Here is a 15231-nt window from a genome sequence, read left to right on the forward strand (position 1 = left end):
ATATCGTGATTATTCCGTTGTATAAAATTATATTCGGAGAAAATTGTATTTAACTTAGTGTTATTTCGTGCTTTCCTCGTTTTGGTAGTATCTTACCAAGATTTAAATTACATTTGTTTTCTATGGATAACAACTTTACGAGCCCATGACAACATTAGATTCTTACAATTTTTCCGGAAAAAAAGCACTGGTTCGCGTTGATTTTAACGTGCCTTTGAATGACAAGTTTGAAATTACCGACGACACGAGGATCCGTGCCACAATACCGACAATCAGTAAAATTTTAAGTGATGGAGGATCCGTAATCCTTATGTCACATCTTGGTCGTCCTAAGGATGGTCCAACTGAAAAGTATTCTTTGAAACATCTTGTAAACCCGCTTTCTCTCATATTGGGAAAAACGGTAAAGTTTGCGGACGACTGTATTGGTGCTCAGGCCACAGAATTGGCAGCGGGCTTGCAACCAGGGGAAGTTTTGTTATTGGAAAATCTTCGTTTTTATAAGGAAGAAGAAAAAGGAAATGAAGAGTTCGCTGAGAAATTGGCGAAATTAGGTGATGTATGGGTTATGGATGCTTTCGGAACCGCACACCGCGCGCATGCTTCAACCGCTGTCATCGGGAAGTTCTTCAAAGATAAAGTTTGCGGATATGTGATGCAGGCTGAACTCGACAATGCAGAAAGACTTCTTCAGCATTCTGAACGACCTTTCACGGCAATAATGGGTGGAGCGAAAATCTCTGACAAGATTTTGATTATCGAACGTTTACTGGATACGGTTGATAACCTGATCATTGGTGGCGGCATGTCATATACCTTCTCGAAGGCAACTGGTGGAAAAATCGGTAATTCTTTGTGTGAGGCGGATAAGCAGGAATTAACTCTTGAACTTGTTGCTAAGGCAAAAGAAAAAGGAGTGAACCTTGTATTGCCGGTTGATACTGTTATCGCGGATAAATTTAGCAACGACGCTGCTCGTGAGGTAGTTGCTGCTGGGGAGATTCCTGATGGCTGGGAAGGACTGGATATCGGACCAGAGACCATCAAATTGTTTTCAGATATACTGGCATCTTCCAAGACTATTCTCTGGAATGGTCCGATGGGTGTTTTTGAATTCCCGAATTTTGCTCAGGGAACCAACGCTGTTGCTGAAACTGTAGTGGCTGCTACTGAAAATAACGATGCATTTTCATTGATCGGTGGAGGAGACTCCGCTTCTGCGATCAACAATGCAGGTTATGGCGACAGAGTTAGCTACGTTTCAACAGGTGGTGGTGCTTTGCTTGAATATATGGAAGGTAAGGTGCTGCCGGGCGTTGCAGCTTTGCAGGCATAATTAGAGTTTGATATAGCATTAAATAAGAAACCCATTCCGCAAACGTGGAATGGGTTTTCTGTATAACAAACCTAACTAATTTATTTTCCTTAGTATACCAAAGCAGTTTTAAGCCAGCTATACTTAATTGCCGCCCGCACGTTTTTGCAAATCGTCGGATCCGGTATTTCTTTGACGCGCTCCTTTTACGTTCTGATTACCAAAGTTGTAAGTGAACGTGATGCGAAACTGGCGGCTGGGCCATTGCGCTTTTACACGAAAATCAATGTCTTTATATATCGCCGTTCCATTAAATCGGTTGGTCCAGAAGATGTCGTTCACATTGAAGCGAATGGATCCTTTTTTGTTCCAGATATTCTTTTGCAAACCGGCATTCAGCATGCCCATTGGCTTGGCAGCATATAATCCGTAATATGCCCGGCTATTGTACCAGCCTGAGATTTCGGCAGACCATCCCTTTTTTAATGTAAACTGGCTGTTGGCATACATATTCCAGCTAAATTGACTGATCTTCAACGGTGCGTCCAGGTAAATCGACTGGTAGCGGTTGTATATCCCGCTGAAGTTGGTCTGGATATTCCACCACTTCCGAACCGGAATTGGCATCGAAACAGTCAGGCTGACATTGTCCTGATGATCAAGGTTGTCTGATGTTACATATGTCTTGTTTTCGGATGCAATTTGTCGTGGCAACTCATCTGCGATCATATCCTTCACTCGACTATATGCAAGCGTTGTATTCAACATATTTTTGTATACGTGCACCAGTTGAAACGAGTTGGTATACTGTGGTTTCAGGTTTGGATTCCCTCTCTGAAACGTGTAAGGATCCAGATAATATTCAAATGGGTTGAGTGACTGGTAATTCGGACGATCGATTCTTCGGCTATATGATAAGTTGATTGTATTGTTGGTATCCAGCTGGTTGGACAGGAATATACTTGGAAACAGATTAATGTAATTTCTGTCGCGGATCTGATCCAGTGTTACAGAATTCCCAATCGAATGGGTATGCTCTGCACGCAAACCGGCTTGATACTTGATTTTTTTGCTGATGCTTCCGCTATAATTCAAGTAGGCTGCATTAACGTTTTCGGTATACTTAAACTGATTTGAGCGCGAAGGGTCAATCTGCCAGTCGTCTTCTTTGGTTTCGAACACCATATTGTTGTCAGATTTTACAAAGCTAGTTTTCAAGCCAGTTTCCATTTTTCCTTTCCAGAGCGGTTGTGTATAGTCGGCTTTCGAAACGAAAATGTTGATAGTCGAGGGCATATTGTTACGAATGGACTCGGTGTTGCCTTTCTGCTCGCCGGAAGGATAGTAGTAGTTGGTCGTCAGCGCACTATTGTTTTTGCGGTCATAGGTTACGTAGTCAGCATCAAAAGTCAATTCTTTTCCTTTGTCGTCAAATTGGTGCTTGAGGTTAACATTGGAAGTCAGGTTATACATTTTTCCGCTGTTGTTAATATCTGTTCTGAACCTTTCGGTTACCTTCAGATTCTGATCCATGATATCCGTGTTCGTTTGGCCGAATGGATTTCCCCAACTATTATAGAATCCTGAAACCAATACTCCAATGGTAGTTTTTTCCGTAGCAGAATAATCCAGACCTGTCCGAAAGCTATAGTACTCAGACTTGTTTATGCGATGTGATCTTTGATCAAAAATGGTCACTTTGTCTTCATATGGGATCGTCCGGTATATATTGTTGTCGTTAAACCCTTTGTTCAAGAACACACCAGCCGTAGCGAATGAACTTAGTTTTCCTTCCCTGTGGTTGATCGTCGCTGTGCCGTTTGTACGTCCGAATTTTGCATATGCGGCTCCAAGATTTAGGTTTCCGTTGGTGCCATAATTCTTGTTGCGTTTCATTTTAATATTGATGATCCCTGAGTTTCCTGCTGCGTCGTACTTTGACGAAGGGTTCGTGATCAATTCTATTTTTTCAATGTTATCGCTCGGCGTATTTCTTAGTAGATTAATAACTTCCTGTTGAGATAAATATGTCTGTTTTCCATCGATTTGAACGATTACACCAGCTTTTCCGCGTAATTTCAATTGTTCATTTTGCTGATCAACGGTCACGCCCGGAGCGCGTTCAAGAACTTCAAGAGCTGTGGCTCCCGCCGAAACGATACTGTTTTCAACATTGACGACCGTCCGGTCAATTTCCTGTTCTATGAATGGTTTTTTTGTAACAACCGTAACTTCTCCAAGAGACTGAACGTCAGGTTTTAGGTTGAAAACTGGCAGATTTATCGCGTTACCATCAAGTGTAATTTCGTCACTGAATTGTTTTGCATACCCAATCATTGAGATTTGAATGCGATATTTGCCGTTGGAAATATTATCAATGAGAAATTTTCCGCTTTCGTCGGTAGTGGCACCCTTTACCAGCGATGAATCCTTAGATGCGAGCAGTAGAACGTTAACGAATGGGAATGACTGTTGCTTTTCATCCAAAATGGAGCCGGTGACCCGTCCTTTTGAGGTCTGACCGAACGCAATAGGGCTCGTCAGTAGCAATGCTACAGTCATTATTAGTAAAGATTTCATGGCTAATAGGTAAATTAATTAGATCAGTAATACAGGTTTTCCTTTTTTGGTACAGTGCAAAGTTAAGTACTTTGTTATACCTAGAACCTTAGATTACATAAGTGGTTTGTTTGCTTTATGAATGGATTAAGTGTGCGTTTTATGGAGAACAGATACAAAAAGTGGGGGACACGTTGCATCGAAAACTAAAAAAAGTGTGATTTATCTTTTTGATATGGGATGGAAAACATATTCTTTTTGATCGAAAACTTGCCTGATTTGCTATTTTGACAGATTTGATCACAATTTTTATGTAGTATAACAACTAAAATTTTGCTATCTAGAACTGTCATACTTTATTATATAATTTCAAATGATTCATCAACTATACGACACTTCACTTGGCTTGTTAACGGACCTGTACCAGTTAACAATGGCATATGGATACTGGAAGTCTGGCAAGGCGGAGCAGGAAGCGGTTTTCAATCTGTATTTTAGAAAGCATCCTTTCCATGGCGGATTTACAATTGCCTGCGGGCTAAGCAGCGTAATTGATTATTTGAACGAATACCGTTTTGATGAAAATGATCTTGAGTATATCGGATCGTTAAAAGGACAAGACGGATCACCCCTGTTCGAAACTGAATTTCTGGAATATCTTAAAAAGATTGAGTTCAGGTGCAGTGTTGATGCGGTGCCTGAGGGTACAGCCGTCTTTCCAAATGAACCTTTATTGAGGATTCAAGGGCCTATTTTGCAATGTCAATTGCTGGAGACTCCATTGCTGAATCTGCTCAATTTTCAATCGTTGATTGCTACTAAGGCAGCTCGAATGCGATTAGTGGCCAAGGATGATCAACTTTTGGAATTTGGATTACGAAGAGCGCAAGGGCCGGACGGCGGGATGACCGCAAGCCGAGCGGCTTTTATCGGAGGTTTTGATGCGACTTCTAACGTGCTTGCAGGCAAACTATATGGCATCCCCGTGAAGGGAACCCATGCTCATAGTTGGGTGATGTCTTTTGACTCTGAGCAGGAAGCTTTTGATACGTATGCGCGATATATGCCCAATAACGTCACCCTGCTGGTCGATACCTATGATTCCTTGAAAGGAGTTCATCATGCCATCGAGACCGGCAAAAAGCTGCGCGAGGAAGGACACGACTTATCAGCGATCAGACTGGACTCAGGAGATTTGGCGTACCTAAGTATCGAAGCAAGGAAATTACTGGATCAGGCTGGTTTTCAAAAGACGAGTATAGTGGCCAGCAATGACCTGGACGAGTATATCATGGATAGCTTGAAAATCCAGGGAGCCAAAATCAATATATGGGGAATAGGTACAAAGCTTGTGACAGCCTACGATCAGCCAGCCTTGGGAGGAGTTTTTAAATTGTCAGCGATTCGGGACGAAAAGGGGGAGTGGGATTATAAATTGAAATTGTCAGAGCAGTCTATCAAAGTGTCCACGCCAGGGATTCAACAGGTAAGAAGATTCAAGACCAGGGACGGTTTCATATCAGATATGATCTATAATGTCGAGGACGTCCTGGAAGAAAAAACAACCATGTTCGATCCTTACGACTTTACACGAAACAGGTCTTTTTCAGAATCAGATGAATACGAGGATTTGTTGGTGCCCGTTTTCCTGAAAGGGAAATTGGTACACACCCTGCCGTCTATATATGAAAGCAGAAAGCGTGTTCAGCAACAGCTGGCTATGTTTCACAAGGGCATCAAAAGGTTCGTTAACCCGCACACGTATCCGGTTGGTTTGGAGAAAAAACTATTTGACCTAAAGACCGCATTAATTGTAAAATTAAGAGGAAGTGATTGGGAGGCGGATTGAGACAATGTGTGGATTTCGAAAGAGTGGCGCGTTGAAAGACTTGCGAAGTTTTGAAAACCTGGTATGTCTGAGGGCATGATTTGCCGTTGATTTCCGTCGTCTCAAGTGCACCAAATTCTCTCATAACTAATCCCTAATCCCTAAAATCTAATAGCTAAATGAAAGATATATTAAAGCCCAATCCAGAAATCCTCAAAGAACTGATAGTATACCGGATGCCTTTTGGGAAATATAAAGATTGGTTGATTACTGATTTGCCGGTATCATATCTGGAATGGTTTGTCGCGAAGGGGATGCCAGATGGAAAATTGGGTATGCTACTGACAACCATGTATGAAATCAGGTTGAACGATCTGATGTTTCTGATCGACGCCCTTAAAAAGATATACTGCAAATAAGCAACTCCCCGAACCAACCATCTGCAAGTCCGGGGAGTTGAGCTCTTCTAGATATGAAAAAAAATATCTAATGTAATCAAGTATATTATTGGTAAGGCGATTTTTTCTAACCGCCGACGGCTACTTCTTCTCCGGCATTAAAACCGCCTGAATAAAGTTTTCTTCGTTGAAATATTTATTGGCAGCCGCCTTTGTGCTCTGTACCGTTATGGATTTTAGTAACTCATCTTCTTTGAAAATCTCTTCCAGATCGTCACCTAAAAAAGTGTTGTCGTCCAGATAGTTAACCCAGAAGTCGTTTGTTTTTTCAGCAACGTCGAGCTTACGTTTTGTTTCGGCAACAAACTTTTCGATATCCTTAGGATCAGCTCCGTTTTGTTTGATTTTGGTTATTTCGGATTGAGTACGTTTAATCAATTTGTCAACGTTTTCCGGACCACAGCCAAACCCTATTGAAAAACGGAAATGCCCCGAGGGAAATTTGTCAGTGCTTTCCGAGACCCGAACACCATATACCCCACTTTCTTCTTCACGCAGTGCTTCAATCAGCTTAATTTGTAAAACTTCCTGCAAAGCTTCGATCTGAATATTGTTTTCAGGATTGTAATCGTACTCGCCACTTATAATAAGTGATACCTGGCTTTTCGGTTCCAGGCCCTTGTAGATCGTTTTTGTTATATGTCCTTTAGGTGGGAATATATTCGGATGTTTGTAGGTATCATCACGATCAGTAGAGGGTAATCCACCCAGATATTTTTCCAAAAGCGGTTTTATTTCTTCTATTTTAAATGCACCAACTATGGTAAAAACGAAATCAGAAGCATCAGAAAACCGATCTTTGTAAATATCCACAGCTCTGTCCAGATTGACTTTATCAACGCTTTCAGGAGTAAGCGGTTTCCGCAGCGGGCTATTATTAGTCAGGACTGCATTGAGAGAGTCAGAAAATACCTTTTCCGGCGTCGAGGTTTTCTTTGCATTTTCCAGATAAGATTTTTGATTGCTCAGAATTCCAGCAACAACCTCCTGGTCTTTTCTTGGTTCGGTAAAGTAGGCATAAAGAAGCTGCAAGGTTGTTTCAAGATCCTTTGGATTGGTACTTCCTTCAATTCCTTCTGACAGCTCACCGATATACGGATCTACGCCAACTGTTTTACCAGCCAGATATTTTTGAAGTTGGGTTTGAGTATAAGGCCCCACGCCGCCTGACTGAAGCAAATAGCTGCTGAACATCCCGGTTTCACGTTCATCAGCAAAAAGCGAATAACCTCCCTTTCCTGTTGCTTTGATAAGAATTTCGTCATTTTTAAAGTCCGTTGGTTTCAACATTACCTTAACGCCGTTGGAAAGTGTCAGCTCTGTCATTCCCAGTTTTGGAGACGATTTTTCGCTAACTACCTTTCCGGCTTTGGGTTCAGACTTAAGCAATGGAGTATCCAATACATCATCAACGTAAGCAGTAACACCTTTGCCTGCGTTGGCGAGAAGTGCTTGTACTTCCGGCTCTGTAATCATAGTGTCCTTGCTTTTTTCCGGTCCCATAATCACCACAGCGCGGTTTTTGTCCGTGATATATTTTTTAGGCAAGGCATTTATTTCCTGCAAGGTTACACCGTCAATATTCTTCTTTACAAACTCAAAATACGCCTCAATCCCCATGAAAGGCTGGTCATGAAGAAAATTATTGAGATACTCCTGAACATATGCTACCGATTTGGTTTTGTCACGTTCTTTATACGCTTGTTCTAAGCCATTCAGGAAATCCTTTTTTGCGCGATCTAGCTCTGGCTGCGTGAATCCAAATTTCTCAACCCGGGCATTTTCTGCCAACACAGCTTCGAGTGCGGTTTTTACAGATCCCGGATCTTTCGCTACGGCAAAGGACATATATGCATCAAGATCAGACAGGAAATCACCGTATTGACTTCCGCCGTATAAAAATGGAGGGTTCGCCTTTTGGGTAAGTTCCTGCATTCGCTGACCTATCATTGCATTGAATAATCCCTGCCCAATATTATTGCGAACGTCCAGCAATGTTTTCTCCTTTTTCGCCGGCTGCTTATAGATGAGTTGTATTACATTCTGCGGAAATTCCGGATCGGTCACAATGGCGATACGGGTTGAGCCGTCAAGCGGAATGGTATATTCCGTGCGTTTTTTTGGTTTTACCGGTGCAGGAATAGCACCAAAATTCTTAATGATGGTGGCTTCTACTTCTGCAACGTCGAAGTCACCAACGGCGATTACCGCAGTCAGATCAGGGCGATACCAATCTTTATAAAATGCTTTGAGTACTTCAGGTTTGAAGGATTTCAAGATGCTGTCTTTCCCAATGGGCAGACGCTCCGCATAACGGGAGTTGTTCAATATCATTTTAAAATATTTGTCACGCATCCGCTGCTGGGCGCCACGTCCCATCCGGGATTCTTCCAATACCACACCTCTTTCTTTATCGATTTCTGTGGGATCAAGCAGAGCACCGCTCGCCCAATCTTCCAATACCAAAAGACCTTTTGTAAGTAACCCTGCAGAATCTGTCGGGATTGGAAGTTCATACACTGTTTCGTCAAACCCAGTATGCGCATTTAGGTCAGCACCAAAGCGGACGCCCGTTTTTTGGAGGAAGTTGACAAGTTCATTTTTGGGAAAATGTTTGGTACCGTTGAAGTCCATATGTTCCATAAAATGCGCTAGTCCTTGCTGGGCGTCAGTTTCGAGTACGGATCCAACTTTTAGAGCAAGCCTCAATTCTGCGCGTTTTTTTGGCTCCTCGTTTTTCCTGATATAATATGTAAGTCCGTTTTTAAGTTTTCCGACTTTAACTGAGGGATCCAAAGGGACTTTTTGCGTAGCCAGGTCCTGGGCGTTCAGATGTATGGAAAGTGTGAGGCACAGGCCAACTCCATATAGCGAGAGGATTCTATTTATCATGCTTGTTAGTGAAATGGTTTAATAACGAAAGTTATGGTAATTGTATCCTTTTACAATAATGGAGGTGAAATCTTTAGATATAAGCAGATTGTGGATATTTGATTTTAGCCAACGACGAACAATGATTTTGAGTTGATAATCAAAGACCTATGTTGAATATACCAACTGGCATCTTGCTAAATAACAAAGTGCAGCTTAGGGAACAACAACCTTGTTGCTTTCCAAGCTGCACTTTCAAACTGCGTCAGATATTTTATCCTTAAAAAGGCGATCAACAAAGACCTATTGACAAAACTGACTCAGCGCCGTGGTGGCATCTGAGTATCCAAGTTTTTCGGCTTGTTTAAATGAAGTACATGAAATCTCTTTTTCGCCATTATTCCACTGCGCTAAGCCAAGGCCGTAAAAGGCTTTGCCATTCTTTTTGTCGATTCTAACGGCCTGACTAAAAGCAAGCGTCGCCTTTGCATAATCTTTCGACCTGAAATAGGTATTTCCAAGATTATACCACGCCATCACATTGCCGTTATTAAGCTTGGTTGCCGTTTCGAAGTCACCAATCGCTTTTTCCGGGTCGTCCAGCATAGCATATATCTGCCCACGGTTAAGAAAGATGTCGGCGGTGTCAGGTGCCAGTTTGGAAGCCTGATTGTAATTGTTCAGTGCAGAATCCAGTTTGTTTGCACCGGTGTACAAAAGGCCAAGGTTGAAGTAGGGCCGATAGGAGGAAGGCTCCAGCTTTTTGGCTTGGTTAAAGTCGAGAATCGCGTTCTCGGTTTCTTTTAATTCAAGATAAGCCACGCCACGAAGGTTAAACGCATCGGCACTAGATGTGTTTTTTTCGATAGCCTTATTGATAAATTCAATGGCTTCTTTCGTCTTCCCTTCTTTCATTAAATCTTTTCCTTTTTTGAGAAAAGCATCAGAAGATTGTGAGCAGGAAGCGGCAATAAATAAAATAAATAAAAAAAATATTCGGGGCATATGCATTCATTACTAGTTGGTTTCCGCAAAAGTAAGAGGAAAGATGAAGCAAATGTTTTCTTTTTGTCAATAAAATGTCTTTATCTTTGCATCGGCAAATCGGAACTACCAGCTCCTTCCGAATCCCCCAGGTCCTGACGGAAGCAAGGGTAGGTGGTCGATGCGGTGAGATTCTCGGTTTGCCTTTTTTTATTCCTTCGAAGTTCATTTCGACATTTCATTTCCACCTTTCTTTTTGGTTTTACTCAGGGTTTCCTACATTTGTAGCGTGTACTAAACCATAAAATTTTCCGATGAAATTTTTTATTGATACAGCTAATCTAAAAGAAATACAGGAAGCCCAGTCATTAGGCGTTCTGGATGGTGTAACAACCAACCCTTCGCTAATGGCGAAAGAAGGAATTACGGGAAAGGATAATATCATGCGTCACTACAAGGCGATTTGTGATATCGTGGACGGTGATGTAAGTGCTGAAGTTATTTCTACAGACCTTGCCGGAATGATCAGAGAAGGTGAGGAGTTGGTGGAGATCGATGATAAAATCGTCGTTAAAATTCCAATGATCAAGGACGGCGTGAAAGCCCTGAAGTATTTCTCCGGAAAAGGTATTCGTACAAACTGTACACTGATCTTCTCTGCTGGTCAGGCACTTTTGGCAGCTAAGGCTGGTGCAACTTACGTATCACCTTTCATTGGACGTCTTGACGATATCTCAACAGACGGTATAGGTCTTATCGAGCAAATTTTGACTATCTATAGAAACTATGGTTACGAAACGCAGGTACTTGCTGCATCAGTTCGTCACACGATGCACATTCTTCAGTGTGCTGAGTTGGGCGCCGATGTAATGACAGGTCCTTTGAGCGTTATCGAAGCACTTCTGAAGCATCCTTTAACGGACAGCGGACTTGAGAAATTCCTTGCTGATTACAAAAAGGGAAATTCATAAGGTTTAAGGATTCTTCTGGATTATAATACAGGTTGATCCGGGATATGCTTCCGGATCAATTTTTTAATATCAAGTAACAAACAGCGACTACTTCAAATGACAGAACACGCAGAACCAATTATTAAGCTGGATAGAGCTGATATTTATCAGGGTGAAAGACCGGTGCTTAATGATGTTCATTTTGAAATTAATGAAGGGGAGTTTGTTTTTATGATCGGCCGGACAGGTAGCGGCAAGAGTTCGTTGCTTAAAACCTTATATGCTGATCTTTGGCTTCAAACCGGTTCTGCAAAAGTAGCTGGTTATGAGTTGCATAAGATTAAAAGAGACGATATACCACTGCTGAGAAGGAAGATCGGGATAGTTTTTCAGGATTTCCAGTTGCTTTCAGACAGATCTGTTGAAGATAATTTGTCCTTCGTGTTAAAGGCTACAGGCTGGACAAATCCTTCTAAAATTTCAAAGCGAATCGCGGAGGTATTAATGCAGGTTGGATTGGGTACAGCACAAAAAAGAATGCCGCATCAGCTTTCTGGTGGGGAGCAGCAGCGTATCGTTATTGCCCGCGCAATGCTGAACGAGCCTAAAATTCTGATTGCCGATGAACCAACCGGAAATCTGGATCCTGAAGTTGGGGAGCAGATCATGCAGGTTTTTCAAACCATCAACAACGCAGGAACTGCCATATTAATGGCAACACATAACCATGACTTTCTTAAGAGATTCCCGGCGAGGGTTCTGAAGTGTGAAAATGGGGCAGTTACTGGCTAGGGAATAACTTAGTCAGGGTTTGTCAGGAAGTTGTCAGTTGGTTGTGAAGTTGGTAAGGTTACTTCCTGGGGTTTTAAGAATCAAATTCGTGATATTAGATAAGAAGATATAAAATAGAAGCCCGGCAATCGAAATGGTCGCCGGGCTTCTATTTTATTGTATTTCGATATTATTTTGCCTTCAAATCAATAAATGGAATGATCATTTCCTCAAGCGAAACTCCGCCGTGTTGGAACGTATCCCTGTAAAGATTCACGTATTGATTGAAGTTGTTGGGATATGCGAAGAAATAATCTTCTTTCGTAAACACATATGAAGTGGACACGTGCGGTTTGGGCAGGAAGAATTTCTCAGGTTTGCGACATACCATCAAATGGTTATCATCAAAGCCCAAATTTTTCCCGTGCTTGTAACGCAGATTGGTATTCGTTTCACGATATCCGATAATTTTAACCGGTTTTTGCACCCGGATCATGCCATGGTCAGTTGTTAAAATCAATCTTCCTTTTTTCTCAGCGATCTTCTTGATCAAATCAAGAAGCGGCGAATGCTGGAACCACGATTTGGTCAACGAACGATATGCAGCTTCGTCGGGCGCCAGTTCTTTAATCATCTGAACGTCAGTTCTTGCGTGGGAAAGCATATCCACAAAGTTGTAGACTACGACGTTCAATTGGTTGTTCAACAAATTACTGAAATTATCAATCAAAGATTTTCCCTGATTAGTATTCAAGATCTTATGGTAAGAAAACTTGATATTCAGGTGGTTCATCAACAATTGCTTTTGAAGAAAGTCGGCCTCGTGGTTATTCAAGCCTTCCTCGCCGTCGGGCGTATTCTCATCGCTTACCCACCATTGCGGATGCTTGCGCTCCATCTCACTTGGCATCAGGCCGGAGAATATCGCATTACGTGCATATCCGGTTGTAGTGGGTAAAATCGAATAATATGAAGACTCTTCTTCAATATTAAAGTACTCCTGCAGCACCGGCTGAATCATTTTCCATTGATCGAACCGGAAGTTGTCGATCAGGATGAAGAATAATGGCTCTCCCGAACCCTTTAGATGTGGAAACACCTTTTGTTTCATCAATTGATGCGACAAAATGGGTTTATTCGAACGCGGATCGTTCAACCATTCCTCATATTCTTCTTCGATGAATTTACAGAAATTCGCATTCGCATCGCTTTTTTGCATGCTGAACACCTCTGCCATTCCCTGGTCTTCGGAATGTTCCAATTCCAGCTCCCAGTATATTAGTTTTTTATAAATATCAGCCCATTCTTCATGACCAATCCGGTCTTGATATTGCATGGCCAGATTTCTGAATTCCTGCTGATAAGACAAATTCGTCTTTTCTGTAACCAATCTTTTATTATCCAGAATTTTCTTGACAGATAGAAGTATCTGATTGGGATTCAGTGGTTTAATAAGATAATCATCGATTTTTGAGCCGATGGCGTCCTCCATAATATGCTCCTCTTCACTTTTGGTAATCATTACCACAGGTAAGTTGGGCTGTTGCTGCTTGATCTGGGCTAAGGTCTCGAGGCCGGTCATACCGGGCATCATTTCGTCGAGAAAGACAATATCAAAACGGTCGTTTTCAATACGATCCAATGCATCTGCACCACTATTAACCGGTGTTACTGTGTACCCTTTGTTGGTAAGGAACATAATATGAGGCTTCAAAAGATCAATCTCGTCGTCAGCCCAAAGAATATTGTATTGCATAAGTACTTTCGTTTGTAACAAATTTTTGTTTTGTTATTAACCTAACGCAGTCTTTCTACATCTGGTGTCACAACATACGTTTAAATTAACATTTTTTAAGATATGGACTTGGTATATACGGAATCAAAAAAATCTGTTCCAAACTCACGATTTATGACAAAAACTTTTTCGTTACGCGGTCCAGGTCATCGGGGGTATCCACACCGTGAGAATCATCTGTCGTAATAACTGCACGAATTGAATAGCCGTTTTCCAGCCATCTGAGTTGTTCAAGTGCTTCTGCTTTTTCCAGGGAGGAAACAGGCAATTTTGTTATTTCACCTAACACATCAGTGCGGTATGCGTATATACCAATGTGCTTATAAAAAGGATATGCTCCCAGCCAGTGAGATTCTTCAATATTCCGTAGATATGGAATAGTCTGCCGACTAAAGTACATTACTTCATTTTTCTTGTTTAATACTGCTTTCGGTACATTCACATTAAACAGAATATCCTCTGCATCAATAAGTTTAACCAGCGTGGCCAGCTGGGTTTGCCCATCGAGTACCGAAGCCAGATGGTCAATCGGTTCAGGGCTGATAAACGGTTCGTCGCCTTGGATATTAATGACATAGTCATAGTTGCCACCTGATTTCAACAAAGCTTCCTGACAACGGTCTGTCCCACTCTGATGTTCGGTTGAAGTCATAAGTGCCTCACCTCCAAAGCTGTGGACGTGGTCAAGAATACGTTCGTCGTCCGTTGCAACGATCACTTTACTAATTTTTGAAGTCTGGATAGTTTGTTCATAAACCCGCTGAATCATGCTTTTTCCACCGATATCAACCAGCGCTTTTGCTGGAAACCGGGTTGAAGCATATCGGGCTGGAATTATTCCTAAAATTTGCACTTGATGTTCGTTTGGATGATATTGTTAATAAATTTGAATCAAAATAGAATTAATAAGTTGCAAAAACTCTTTTCGCATCAGTTTCCACAAAATATTTGGCGCATATTACCTCATCCCGATGAGGCAAGAAACGAATGGATACTCGAATTACGCGAAATTTCTGAAAAGAAAGTCTCATTCGCTTTGATCGATCTAAATATACCTGAAGTCAGATGGCTGGTGTCGCCCGAAGATGCTGATTGGTGGACTTCCCTTACCGCTTTCAGAGATGATCATGTACTACTTCATAACTACAGACATCCGGATATACCAGAGCCGACTGATCTGTTTTGCCTTTCGGCCGCTAGTGGAAGTTTTCAGTGGTTTTTACCCAATCATGTAATGGTTTCAGGCCTTTCGAGGAACATAATAAAAGTGGCTTCGCGTCAGGCAGAAACTTTGAAATATTCGACGGTGAATTCCAATACTGGTGAAATTATTCCGTTTTATGGTGTAAACGATGACTTACAGGTTTTGATTTCGTATAAACAACCGGAGCGATATAAAACCAGTAATTCGTTCTTTCAAGACATGGCTGGTTTTATTGATGAGCTAATCGGCTGTGGAAAACCAATCTGTATTGATTACTTCGACCTGAAACCGTATATGGTGTTTTCTTACTATATTTACGATCAGAATCTGGTTGTTCAATATTTGCTTATAGTTTCAAAAAACAAACAAATTTTCCTTCACGAACAGGTGAGCGCGCCCCGTGACGGAGTAGGTCTTTCCACGATGGTATTGAAAAATTCGACGCTGGTATATCTAAAAAATAATAATGAATTTTCGAGTTTAAAGCTTTCATAAT

The 15231-nt window shown here is 41.6% G+C and carries 11 protein-coding genes; 6 read left to right on the forward strand and 5 right to left on the reverse strand.

Annotated features, from left to right (window positions below):
• The first annotated feature begins 145 nt into the window (after positions 1 to 145).
• Positions 146 to 1336 (forward strand): phosphoglycerate kinase, encoded by a 1191-nt coding sequence (locus tag AC1XUD_RS00505; protein ID WP_483358972.1) that lies wholly within the window; start codon positions 146 to 148, stop codon positions 1334 to 1336.
• 123 nt (positions 1337 to 1459) lie between these two features.
• Here AC1XUD_RS00505 and AC1XUD_RS00510 read toward each other — a convergent pair whose 3' ends face one another.
• Positions 1460 to 3895 (reverse strand): TonB-dependent receptor, encoded by a 2436-nt coding sequence (locus AC1XUD_RS00510; protein ID WP_483358973.1) that lies wholly within the window; start codon positions 3893 to 3895, stop codon positions 1460 to 1462.
• Between the two features lie 352 nt (positions 3896 to 4247).
• Here AC1XUD_RS00510 and AC1XUD_RS00515 point away from each other — a divergent pair, with 352 nt between their 5' ends.
• On the forward strand, positions 4248 to 5723 hold the full coding sequence (locus AC1XUD_RS00515) for a nicotinate phosphoribosyltransferase (RefSeq protein WP_483358974.1): 1476 nt from the start codon (positions 4248 to 4250) through the stop codon (positions 5721 to 5723).
• Between the two features lie 158 nt (positions 5724 to 5881).
• Complete coding sequence (locus AC1XUD_RS00520) at positions 5882 to 6121, forward strand: DUF3820 family protein (protein ID WP_483358975.1); 240 nt, start codon at positions 5882 to 5884, stop codon at positions 6119 to 6121.
• Positions 6122 to 6241: 120 nt separating this feature from the next.
• On the opposite strand, the gene AC1XUD_RS00525 is transcribed toward AC1XUD_RS00520, so the two are convergent.
• Both AC1XUD_RS00525 and AC1XUD_RS00530 read right to left on the reverse strand, forming a co-directional pair.
• Positions 6242 to 9052, reverse strand: a complete 2811-nt coding sequence (locus AC1XUD_RS00525; RefSeq protein ID WP_483358976.1) for a M16 family metallopeptidase — start codon at positions 9050 to 9052, stop codon at positions 6242 to 6244.
• A 282-nt stretch (positions 9053 to 9334) separates the two neighbouring features.
• Complete coding sequence (locus AC1XUD_RS00530) at positions 9335 to 10042, reverse strand: tetratricopeptide repeat protein (protein ID WP_483358977.1); 708 nt, start codon at positions 10040 to 10042, stop codon at positions 9335 to 9337.
• Between the two features lie 287 nt (positions 10043 to 10329).
• Here AC1XUD_RS00530 and fsa point away from each other — a divergent pair, with 287 nt between their 5' ends.
• Complete coding sequence (fsa, locus tag AC1XUD_RS00535; protein WP_483358978.1) at positions 10330 to 10986, forward strand: fructose-6-phosphate aldolase; 657 nt, start codon at positions 10330 to 10332, stop codon at positions 10984 to 10986.
• Positions 10987 to 11082: 96 nt separating this feature from the next.
• Entirely contained in the window at positions 11083 to 11757 is a 675-nt protein-coding gene (locus AC1XUD_RS00540) for a cell division ATP-binding protein FtsE (protein WP_483358979.1), read from the forward strand.
• Between the two features lie 169 nt (positions 11758 to 11926).
• Here AC1XUD_RS00540 and porX read toward each other — a convergent pair whose 3' ends face one another.
• Positions 11927 to 13492 (reverse strand): T9SS response regulator signal transducer PorX, encoded by a 1566-nt coding sequence (gene porX / locus AC1XUD_RS00545; protein ID WP_483358980.1) that lies wholly within the window; start codon positions 13490 to 13492, stop codon positions 11927 to 11929.
• Positions 13493 to 13643: 151 nt separating this feature from the next.
• Complete coding sequence (kdsB, locus tag AC1XUD_RS00550; protein WP_483358981.1) at positions 13644 to 14384, reverse strand: 3-deoxy-manno-octulosonate cytidylyltransferase; 741 nt, start codon at positions 14382 to 14384, stop codon at positions 13644 to 13646.
• 57 nt (positions 14385 to 14441) lie between these two features.
• On the opposite strand from kdsB, the gene AC1XUD_RS00555 reads away from it, so the two are divergent.
• Positions 14442 to 15230 carry a DUF4905 domain-containing protein gene (locus AC1XUD_RS00555; RefSeq protein ID WP_483358982.1) on the forward strand — a complete coding sequence of 263 codons (789 nt, stop codon included), beginning with the start codon at positions 14442 to 14444 and terminating at the stop codon, positions 15228 to 15230.
• Position 15231 lies beyond the last annotated feature (1 nt).

The sequence above is a fragment of the Dyadobacter sp. HNCC25DJ184 genome (assembly GCF_056895215.1).